Raw genomic sequence first — 10,306 nt, 5'->3', positions numbered from 1 at the left:
GAAAAACGGCGTATTCCATTCCGTTGTAGACCTGCAGGCAGCCATCAACCGCTTCATCAAAGAGCACAACGAGGATCCGCGTCCCTTCGTCTGGAAAGCCGACCCCCACGACATCATCGCCGCTGTCCGGCGCGGGCACCAAACGTTGGAATCAATCCACTAGTCGGAGCAAGCAGGCTTTCTCCCTCAATTCAACATTTGGAAACATGTCAGAAACTGAAGATCTCGTTCAGGTCCAACTGGGCCTCGAAGAAGAATCCCGTGCAATCAGCAGAACACGTTATCGAAACAAGCGGTCGGCACCTTGGATTGACGCTTTCGGACCCGAAAAGGATGCGGCTTCGCTTCCGCCGGGCCGTGTTATGCTGCGCCAAATGCTCGATCCGACAGTCCAAGCGATCGAAGCATTTCTGACCGATGGAAAGGCAGGGAAGGCCGGTCGCCGACATGCTGCATTCGATCTGCTTCAGCCCTATGATGCTGATCCCAAGGCACTCGCCTACCTGACACTTCGCTGCTGCATCCAGGCAGGCGTGAGCGAGCGCAATCTTCAAACGGCGTCGAAAGCTGTGGCGCGGGCAATCCAGAGCCATCTGGAGGACAGCGAGTTTGCCCGCGTAAATCCCGCAGGCGCTAAGGGGCTACAGCGCAGTCTAGCCAAGACGCCGAAGGTGAGCCGAAAACGCCAGCAAGCGATTACGGCGCTGCACGAAGTTGAAGGCGTGTCGGTTTGCTGGACGCAGAAGGAACAGCTATTGGTCGGGATGAAAATGCTCGAGCTGGCAATCGATGCGACCGACCTGTTTGAAACTCGACTCCTACGAGAAAAGCACGGAAATGCCTTCAAGCAGAGACAGATCCTGCAGGTGACCGACAAGGCACTGGAATGGATGGAAGGCCAGCATGGACGGTGTGAACTGCTGGACCCGTTGCCGCTTCCCATGGTCGTCCCGCCGCGACCTTGGACGACACCCACCGACGGCGGATATCTCCAACCGCTGATCGGGGCTCGTCTCGTTCGCGCATATTCTCGACCGTACCGCGAGGAGATCGAGAACATCGCGATGCCGTCGGTCTATTCTGCAGTGAATGCCATTCAGAATACCGCGTGGCGGATCAACCGACAGATACTCGACGTCATGGAATGCCTCACGAATGATGGTGGAGGCATGGCCGGTCTGCCGAAGCAGATCATGGAGCCGCTGCCGGAGCGCCCATCCGCTGCTGAATCATCTGCTGAGATCGAGGCCGCTTGGAGGCGGAGCCGCGCCGAGATACACGCACGTAACGCGGGAGAGCGGGGCAAGCGGCTGACCGTTGCACAGCAATTATGGGTTGCTCGCAAGCTCGCCGACTACCCCGCGATCTACTACCCCTACGAACTCGATTGGCGGGGGCGTGCCTATGCCGTTCCGCAAGCTGGACCGCATCCGCAGGCGAATGACACGGGCCGCGCCCTTCTGGAGTTCTCGAGAGGGAAGCCGCTGGGCCGAAAAGGCGCTCGCTGGCTTGCCATTCACACTGCCAATGTTTTCGGCATCGACAAGGTCAGTTTCGATGAGCGTGTGGCGTGGGTCGAAGCGCACACGGCGGAGATCATCGACAGCGCAACCGATCCGATTGATGGCGGGCGCTTTTGGACTACCGCAGACAAGCCTTGGGCCGCGCTTGCGGCCTGCTTCGAATGGGCAGGCTGTGTGCGGGACGGCGAGGCCTTCATCTCGCACCTGCCTATCGCCATCGACGGTTCGAACTCGGGCCTGCAGCATTACACGGCGCTCCTCCGGGATCCCAACGCAGCACCGCATGTGAACCTGACAGGGGCCGATAGGCCAGGAGACATCTACGCCCTTGTCGCTTCCAAGGCGCAGGCGCTTGCCGACGCGTCGTCTGATCCCAAGGCTAGACCGTGGCAGGAGGGGAAGATCACTCGTGGGGTCGTGAAGCCTCCCTGCATGACCTACGTCTATTCCGCGACAGCCTATGCCATGACCGATCAGATCAAGGGAGAACTGGCGCGGCTGGACAAGGCGGCACACGATCAGGGCTTGCCGTCCTATCTTCGCGGAGCCGACAACTTTACCGCTGCCAACTGGCTGTCGTCGCTGCTCTATCGTCTGATCGGCGAAACGGTGCCAGCCGCCGCGTCGGCGATGGCGTGGTTCAAGTCCGCAGCGAAAGTCATTAATAAGGTGGACATACCGCTTTGGTGGACGACGCCAGCGGGCCTGCCCGTCATGCAGCGCTATCCGAATACGAAGGTCGGCAAGACGGATGTGACCTTTCGCGGCAAGCGCATGCAGTTGAGCCTGTCCGATGATGCCACACCCACGACCCTTGCCGGTTATCTTGAGCGGCCCGGAAGGGCAACAATGGACAGCCGGAAGAGCGGCAATGCTATCGCGCCAAACTTCATCCACTCACTCGACGCCGCGCACCTGATGCTAACCATCAACGCTGCATCTCTCGAAGGCATCGATGATGTCGCGGTCATCCATGACAGCTTCGGAACCCACGCAGCAGACACAGACCGCCTTTCGGAGATCCTGCGCGAGACATTCGTGCGGATGTATGAAGCGGATCCACTCGCTCATTTTCGTGACGAGTTACTGGACCAGATTGACGATGAAGATCTACAGGCACAGCTTCTGCCGCTGCCACCACTGGGCGAACTGGACCTGAAAGCCGTACTCGAAGCGACCTATATGTTCTCGTGACGGGCAGGGTCGAATTACCCCTTCATATAGAACCGCAACCTCGTACCAGACCGGACCTGACCAACCGCCCTCCGGCTCGTCTTCACCTCCTGCCGGGAATCCTTCGGGGGGCTCACTCCTTGAGGGAACCGAAGGCCAATCGGCAGGAATATCAGGTTCATCGAGGAATCCTCCCCCCAAGCCTCCCCAGCAAATGAATCCCGAAAGGGGAATGTAGAGCGGGAACTGCAGTGGATGAGACCATAGATGCGCTCGATTTCGATGGTCTCCCCCGAGTTCTCGCGCCTCGGGCTATTCATCGCCTCCCGAGCGGGAAATGCGATTAGATTCGGCACAGATTTTCGAAGAGCCATCTACGTAAGCGATTAGGCCCGCTTCCCCCCATGGGGGGCGTCTTCATCATCTGCTTTCGCGTGCGACGGCCCGTCGAAGGCCGCCGCTATAGGGCCGAACTTCATTCCGAAGACATGGCGGCAATAATTGCCGGGATCATGAATCCGAGGAAGTTGAATGCCGCGTGGAAAAAGCCCCAGCCGTGGACAGCGTCGGCTGCAAATGAAGCGATTATGCCTCCGATAAAAGGCACCATACCAATCAGACCTACGGCATAGGCCAAATGCCCGTCCCATGCCCCTTCGCCAGTGCCAAGATAGAGGAACATGGTAAGGCCTGCGAACGTGATCGACCACAACAGCCATCCGAACGCGACCAATCCCATAACCGTCCTTACTGCAGCACTCACTTACGCCTCCTGTGGGAAAAATATCAAAGATTAATCAAAGCCATAATCGACCAGTCGTCTGTGCCAGCCAAATGTAAAGATGGTGTCAATGCTGCCATGTGTCCGTTGAGGTACACCTCTGCGTGACACCTCATGGGACGTGAGGAGGTGTCCTAATAGGGTTGACTTGGTAATTCCGGACAGATAGCGACTCATGGTCTAAAGGCTAATGGGACACTACAATGACCGCGAAGACATACGGATACGCCCGAGTGAGTTCGGACGATCAGGACTGCTCGATCCAAGAGGCAGCGCTTATTGCGGCTGGCTGCGATATCGTTCGAAGCGAGAAGCGCAGCGGCACGACGACAGATGGGCGCAGGGAACTTGAGACGCTCCTCGACTTCCTTCGGGCCGGTGACACACTGATGGTAACCCGTGTTGACCGGCTGGCTCGCTCTGTGGCTGATCTTGAGAAGATAGTCGGGGTGCTGAAGGAGCGCGAAGTCTTTCTACGGGCAACTGAGCAACCCATCGATACTTCTACGCCCGCTGGCACGGCTTTCCTTCAGATGCTTGCGGTCTTCGCTGAGTTCGAGACCGCTATCAGGAAAGAACGTCAAATGGAGGGCATCGCCAAGGCGAAGGCTGCGGGTGTCTACAAGGGCCGCAAGCCGTCCGTCCCTGTTGAGGAGGTCCGTCGCCTGAAAGCGGAGGGCGTCACTCCCACTCAGATTGCCCGCCAACTCAATATCGGTCGAGGCAGTGTCTACCGCGCCCTTCAGGACGCCAATTAAAATCAGCCCGGGTTCGCTCGGGCCTGCTTTTTTCTGGACATGTCCATGTCCTGTCCATATTGCTTGTCTTGCTTCGGAAAGTGGACAGGAAATCAGTAATGGCATCTCAAGCAATCAAACTCTCAGCGAAAGAACGGACCAACCTGAGGTTCGCACTGCGCTCGCATCCCGACGTGCTCAGTCAGGTTCACAAGCTCTCCGACATCAGTGCCCTGAATAAGGCTGCATTGCTGGAAGCTGCGGGAGAGTTGGGAATCGATGTCGAAGCTGCGAAAGCGGGTGACTATTCTTCTATGGCCCCTTGGGATTCGCCCGAGGGGATCGAGCAGCGCCGCCGATCCGATGAAAAGCCGGCGTTTTTCGGCTCTTTCGAAGAGCCGATGACGTTCGTGCTTCTTGGACAGTCGATTACCCGGACACTTCGTGTGAGCTACGAGCTGACACCTTCATGGCCGTACATCGATGATGAAACCGGAGAGGAAGTCCAAGGGTGGGAGCAGAGCTCCATGCGCTACGACTTCCTAGTTCGCCGTGAAGTGGGTTTGATCGGCAGCGGTCCTGCAGGGAAAGCGCGTCAACGGCACGAGAAAGAGGAGTGGGTCAATTGTACTGAACTCTTCATGCACGAGATGCTGGGGGATCAGTTCGACGAGTCTATCGATGACAAGATCGACGAGGCGTGCTTGCGAGAAAACAAGCTGCGCAAGCAGCGGCACGGGAAGTCGCATCTGGACAAGGAAGCAATCTGGAGGTTCGAGGTTGGCAACATTGTCGTCATCTGCGAGGAGGAAGAGGCGAACTTCATTGATCCACTGGTGCACATGAAGGACAAGGTTGCTGATCTCGTGCGCCCGTTTGAAGAGCGCCAGCGGGAGTTTGAAGCTTTTGAAGCTGCCGTCGAAGCGGGCAAAATCGAACTCACCCATATGACAGCAACGATTACAAGGAATGGTAATGAGATTGGCCATGGCTCTCGCCGGGACTGCATTCGGCCTTGCCTCGATCCGTCTGAATGCATGCTGGGCGGCGAGGATTTTGAAGAAAGGCTCAGGTTGGATCGGGCCATTCGTCTTTCTTACAGAAATGAAGCAGTCCGCAGGGCGCTCAAGGAGGCCCGGGAATATCTTGAGCAGTTGAAGGGCTAGCTCGAGGGCAAGCTCTTAGGTACATCACTCAAGTACAAACCGCAGCAAACTGCAGTCGAAGAAAGCGCAGAAATCAGCCATTCTCGGGGGTGTGGACGAGAGTCCCACCCTCTCCGCCACAAGTCGATTAAGCGACTGTTATTTCTGAATATTTCAGGAAGGCCTCACCCCACAGCACTCCAATGCTAAAAATGCGCTTGATGACGCACGTTCGAAGGTCGTCCGACGGCGGGTTTGAAGTCCGCATCGTCGTTCCCCCAGACCTGCAATCCACGGTTGGAAAAGCGAATTTGACGAAGCGTCTTGGCCGCCTCTCCATGCTGGAAGCGAACCGTCGCGCAGCACCTGTTATCTGCCATTTCCAGCGCGTCCTTGAACAGGCCAGAGCGGGTTGTGATGATGTTGGCCCGCCTGCGCAGACAGCTTTGCCAATGTCGCGTGGACAGACATGACCAATCCATTCTTCGACGCCATTGATGGACCTGTTCGATGGATAGGTCCGCGAGCGAAAGTCTGCGCCAGTGGCTGCAGGCATGGCGTACCTGCTTCACGGCGCCCAGCTGGGAGCATGTACTTGTCCTGGTCATGGGGGCCTTGCTGGCACCGGGCAAACGGACCGTCAGTTCCTGCTTGCGCATGACCGGCCGGGCCGAGGCCAGCAACTTCGCGACCTATCACCAGATCCTCAATCGCGCCCGTTGGAGCTCGCGTGCCGTTGCCAGGTGCTTACTCGGCATGGTCGTCGAACGGCTCGTGCCCAGTGGCCCCGTTGTGATCGGTATGGACGACACCATCGAGCGCCGATGGGGACGCCGGATCAGCGCACGGGGCATCTATCGTGACCCGGTCCGCTCCAGCCACGGCCATTTTGTCAAGGCCAGCGGGCTGAGCTGGTTGAGCTTCATGGTGCTCACTCCAGTGCCGTGGACCAGCCTGATCAAGGCCTTGCCAGTCTTGACGCTGCTTGCCCCTTCGGAGCGATCCAACCGCCAACGCGGCGCACGGCACAAGCTGCTGACCGACTGGGCCCGGCAGGGCGCACTGCAACTGTGTCGCTGGCTGTCAGCGCGCCAGATCATCTTTGTCGGCGACAGCAGCTTTGCCGTTCACGAACTGGCCCATGCCGTCACGCGCCATGCAACGCTGATCAGCCGGCTGCGGTTGGATGCCAGCCTGTTCACCCCGCCCGCCAAACGAACTTCCCGCACGATGGGACGGCCCGCGCAAAAGGGCTGAGCGCTGCCCAAGCTCAAAACCCTGCTGTCCAACCAAGCGACAAGCTGGACAAGGATCCTCGTCTTCGCCTGGTACGGCCATGCCAAGGGCAAGGCTCTCGAGACCACATCTGGCATCGCCTTGTGGTACAGGCCGGGCACCCCGGTGTTGCCGGTCCGATGGGTGTTGGTCCGCGATCCCGAGGCAAAACGCGATCCGCAGGCCTTCTTCAGTACCGACACCACCCTCGAGCCCAAGGAAATCATCGCCCTTTACGTCCGCCGATGGCAGATCGAGGTCACCTTCGCCGAAATGCGCGCTCACCTGGGCATCGAGACACAGCGCCAATGGACCGACAACGCCATAGTGCGGACCACCCCGGCACTCCTAGGCCTCTACAGCCTCATATCGCTATGGGCCGGCGATCTGCTCTCCTGCAACAGCATCTCCTATGCTGCCGCCTGGTATCGAAAAACCAGCCTCACTTTCAGTGACGCCATCGCTGCTGTCCGGCTCCAACTCTGGATCGGCGACATTAATCAACGCTCCGCGCCAAACCGCGAACCCCAATATATTCCTGCGCACCGCATAATCCGTATGGCCCAAGCCCTGTAAGTCGCCGCCTAATCGTACAAAGTCGAGCTGAGTAGCCCCTAGTTTTCTAGACGCCTTGCGCTTTCAAAATCTGCTGCCGTTCGAACTGGACGAGCGACAGCATCCCGTTCCTGACCTGCTCGCGCACCGAATTGTAGAACATCTCGACGTAATCGAACACGTCCTGCCGGGCCTCTTCGCGGGTTTTGTAGGTGCGGCGCCGGATGTGCTCACGCTTGAGTGAAGAGAAGAAGCTCTCGGCAACGGCATTGTCATGGCCGTTGCCGCGTCGGCTCATCGAGTGCTCAAGATTATGAGCCTGGATGAATGCAGCCCAATCCATGCTGGGGAACTGGGCCGAGTGGATCAGCACCCGCTGCTTGGGCTTGCGCCGCCATACCGCCATGTGCAGCGCCTGCAGCATCACATCGGTAGTCTGCCTACTCTGGATCGACCAACCCACCACGCGGCGGGAATAGAGATCGATCACAACGGCCAGATAGGCAAAGCCCTCAAGGGTACGGATGTAGGTAATGTCCGTCACCCAAGCCCGATTGGGAGCAGCCACGTCGAACTGACGATCCAGAGTGTTGTCAACCGGAACGGCCTGCGTTGGCAGGACGCTTCCAGGGAATACGGCGCCCACAAGACCTTGTACAATCGCTGGAAGCGGTGGGGCGAGATGGGCGTGTTCAGCCGGATGAAGGAAGGTCTGTCCGCCCAGAGGACCGAACCCCAGACCGTCATGATCGATGCGACCTATCTCAAGGCTCACCGCACGGCTTCCAGCCTTGGGATAAAAAAGGGGATCTCGGGCGCCTGATCGGAGGGACCAAAGGCGGCATGAATACCAAGCTCCACGCCATCACCGCTGCCCGACCGTATTCTTCTCAGCCCTCGCTCTCGCAGCCACTGCCCTTTTCTGTCTGAAATCAATGAGTCATCATGTAATTGCAGCTGTTTCCATCGGGCCTCGGTTGAGGCGCACACTTCTGGTTGTCGAATCCTGAAGGAAGGAAGCAGCCATGAAGCATTATGCCGGACTGGACCTGTCGATGGAAAGCACGCAGGTCTGCATCGTTGACGAAAACGGTCGGAAGCTCGTGCCGGAGAAAACGGAGAGTTCTCCGGAAGCGATCACGGCGATGCTGGAGCGCTATGGCCCAATCGAGCGTACAGTGATCGAGACGGGGCGCATGTCGCCGGCGATCTGCCTGGGCCTACGCGAACTCAGCGTGCCGATCGTATGCATCGATACCCGCCAGGCGCACCAGAGCCTGAAGGCGATGAAGGCGAACAAGACCGACCCGCACGATGCCGCCGGGCTCGCACAGCTGGCGCGGACGGGGTTCTACAAGGAGGTGCACGTCAAATCTCCTGCAGCGCATAGCGTGCGCAAGCTGCTTTACGAAGCCGCCAACTCGATCCTTACCCGCAGCCGGGAGACCTTTGCCCTCAAGACATGGGCCATGAAGATCGCCAAGCGTCGCGGCCTGAAGAAGGCCCGCGTCGCCCTTGCCCGCCGCCTCGCTGTGATCATGCATGCCATGCTGTGCGACGGCACTTTGTTCCAGGCGTGAGGTAGGGTAAAACCTGTTTGCCAGCGGGGAAGCGTCAAAGCTGATCCGAGGGCGGTGTCCCGCGAGGGAACGCAGGGACGAACGATCTGCGAAGGTGCTCAGATGGGCTTCAAAGTCCGCGTCGAGTCAATGCAACGTTCGCCTCTGTGAGACCCGATACAGCACGACCAGGCCTCGCCTCCGCCAGTGCGGACAGATCCATGAAACCCTCAAGGGATCGGCACCGCCAAGCAACTGCAATTACAGATCCTGAGCCTAGCACTACTTTGGCAGAACTTTAATGGGACGTCTGATGAGGCAACATCCGCAGTGAGGGCAATGCCCCGGCGGTGAGCGTGACAGGCGGTCAAGGATGGCCTGGCGCACTGCCGGCAAGGTGGGTTGGGGAGGCGGACCGAGGATTCTTTTTTTCCGCCCCGCCTGAGCGAGCCTTTGGGATTGCAGGAAGGCGTAGGCCATCATCGACATCAAGGCGTGGCGGTGAAGCCCGGTCCAGGATCGTCCTTCGAAGTGATCGAGGCCGAGTTCCTCCTTGAGTTGCGGATGCGCTTGTTCGCAAACCCAACGTGCCTTGATCGCACCGGCGAGAGCTTTGATCGGAGTGTCAGCGGGCAGATTGGAGAGATAGTATTTGCGTTCGCCATTCGAGCGATGCTCACCAACCAGCCAGGCTTCCTCGCCGGGCATGTGCTCGCCCCCGGCAGAGCCGATCCGTTGAGGCGCTCCATCGGCAATGCGCACGCGCATGGCGGCAAAGCGGGCCGTCAGCCGTCCCTTGGTTCCTTTGCGCCAACTGACCTGTCGCTACTTCGCGCCTTCAAGCATTGCGTGCGCGGCCATGGATTTGACGTCGGGCCCATGTCGCTCCCGTGGGCGACCGCGTCCAGCGACTGGGAAGATCAGTTGCACATCGGTCGGATAGACCTTCTGATGCCGGGGGATGCCCACCGCCCAGCAAAGGCTACGCGCACTCAGTGCCTGCCGGAACGGAGCCGACAGCCCGTAACCCGCATCGGCTAGCACGCAGCCAAAGCGCACCCCGGCAGCGATGATGCGATCGATCTCCTCAATCGCGATCTCTGGCTTGGTGCGGTATTCCTGCAAGGGCGTAGGCACGCCAACCTTGTCCATGCGCGCAGCATCGCTCGTCCAGCTTTCCGGCAGGAACAGCCGCAAACTCAACATGAGCGGAACTTCGCCCGAGGCCAGTGTCACCGATACCATCGTCTGGCAGTTGGCATTCTTGCCCAGCGCCGCGGCGTAGTGGGGCGCGACGCCAACCGAAGCCTTGCCCTTCTTGGGCAGGGCGGTGTCGTCGATGATCAACCAGGCTCCTTCACCGCCAACCAATTCATCCGCCTGGTTCCACAAGGTCGCTTCCAGTGGGGCGCTGTCCCATAAGCCAGCCCCGATGAAATGATGAAGCCGGTCGTAGGGTATCGCATCCGAACGGGCTGCCATGGGTTGGATGCTCTTCCATCGCCAGCCTCCATCAAAGCTGGCTCCCCATGAATCACGCATTCAGCGACATGGGAAT

At 59.0% G+C, this 10,306-nt stretch carries 8 protein-coding genes and 4 pseudogenes; 9 read left to right on the top strand and 3 right to left on the bottom strand.

Going from position 1 to position 10,306, the window contains the following annotated elements:
- Together FMM79_RS21100 and FMM79_RS21095 are read left to right on the top strand one after the other, a co-directional pair.
- Window positions 1–163, top strand: a pseudogene (locus tag FMM79_RS21100) (IS630 family transposase); the annotation flags it as partial.
- Between the two features lie 43 nt (window positions 164–206).
- Complete coding sequence (locus tag FMM79_RS21095; protein ID WP_148629469.1) at window positions 207–2,717, top strand: DNA-directed RNA polymerase; 2,511 nt, start codon at window positions 207–209, stop codon at window positions 2,715–2,717.
- A gap of 454 nt (window positions 2,718–3,171) precedes the next feature.
- Here the strand turns inward: FMM79_RS21095 and FMM79_RS21090 are convergent, their stop codons facing one another.
- Window positions 3,172–3,459, bottom strand: a complete 288-nt coding sequence (locus tag FMM79_RS21090; protein WP_148629468.1) for a hypothetical protein — start codon at window positions 3,457–3,459, stop codon at window positions 3,172–3,174.
- Window positions 3,460–3,680: 221 nt separating this feature from the next.
- Here FMM79_RS21090 and FMM79_RS21085 point away from each other — a divergent pair, with 221 nt between their 5' ends.
- The 5 genes from FMM79_RS21085 (at window position 3,681) to FMM79_RS21665 (ending at window position 7,210) form a co-directional block, all read left to right on the top strand.
- Window positions 3,681–4,235: a recombinase family protein gene (locus FMM79_RS21085; RefSeq protein ID WP_148629467.1), complete on the top strand. Its 555-nt coding sequence runs from the start codon at window positions 3,681–3,683 to the stop codon at window positions 4,233–4,235.
- 98 nt (window positions 4,236–4,333) lie between these two features.
- Window positions 4,334–5,380, top strand: coding sequence for a hypothetical protein (locus FMM79_RS21080; protein ID WP_148629466.1), 1,047 nt, complete (start codon window positions 4,334–4,336; stop codon window positions 5,378–5,380).
- Between the two features lie 182 nt (window positions 5,381–5,562).
- The gene (locus FMM79_RS22350; RefSeq protein ID WP_371710974.1) at window positions 5,563–5,832 is read left to right on the top strand and encodes a DUF6538 domain-containing protein; all 270 of its coding nucleotides are present in this window, start codon (window positions 5,563–5,565) and stop codon (window positions 5,830–5,832) included.
- Window positions 5,833–5,869: 37 nt separating this feature from the next.
- The gene (locus tag FMM79_RS21670) at window positions 5,870–6,616 is read left to right on the top strand and encodes a transposase (protein WP_205466789.1); all 747 of its coding nucleotides are present in this window, start codon (window positions 5,870–5,872) and stop codon (window positions 6,614–6,616) included.
- Between the two features lie 120 nt (window positions 6,617–6,736).
- Complete coding sequence (locus tag FMM79_RS21665; RefSeq protein WP_371710973.1) at window positions 6,737–7,210, top strand: transposase; 474 nt, start codon at window positions 6,737–6,739, stop codon at window positions 7,208–7,210.
- 46 nt (window positions 7,211–7,256) lie between these two features.
- Here the strand turns inward: FMM79_RS21665 and FMM79_RS21070 are convergent.
- Window positions 7,257–7,793, bottom strand: a pseudogene (locus tag FMM79_RS21070) (IS3 family transposase); the annotation flags it as partial.
- On the opposite strand from FMM79_RS21070, the pseudogene FMM79_RS21065 reads away from it, so the two are divergent.
- Both FMM79_RS21065 and FMM79_RS21060 read left to right on the top strand, forming a co-directional pair.
- A pseudogene (locus tag FMM79_RS21065) lies at window positions 7,782–8,068 on the top strand (IS5/IS1182 family transposase); the annotation flags it as partial. The pseudogenes FMM79_RS21070 and FMM79_RS21065 overlap by 12 nt on opposite strands.
- A 146-nt stretch (window positions 8,069–8,214) precedes the next feature.
- Window positions 8,215–8,769: a transposase gene (locus FMM79_RS21060; RefSeq protein ID WP_148629465.1), complete on the top strand. Its 555-nt coding sequence runs from the start codon at window positions 8,215–8,217 to the stop codon at window positions 8,767–8,769.
- A 346-nt stretch (window positions 8,770–9,115) separates the two neighbouring features.
- On the opposite strand, the pseudogene FMM79_RS21055 reads toward FMM79_RS21060, so the two are convergent.
- Window positions 9,116–10,245 (bottom strand): annotated as a pseudogene (locus tag FMM79_RS21055) (IS701 family transposase); the annotation flags it as partial.
- Window positions 10,246–10,306 lie beyond the last annotated feature (61 nt).

This window comes from Novosphingobium sp. BW1 (genome assembly GCF_008107685.1).
Classification (GTDB): Bacteria; Pseudomonadota; Alphaproteobacteria; order Sphingomonadales; family Sphingomonadaceae; genus Novosphingobium.
The sequence above is the reverse complement of the archived record's forward strand: the minus strand, read 5'-3'. Positions and strand labels throughout refer to the sequence as shown.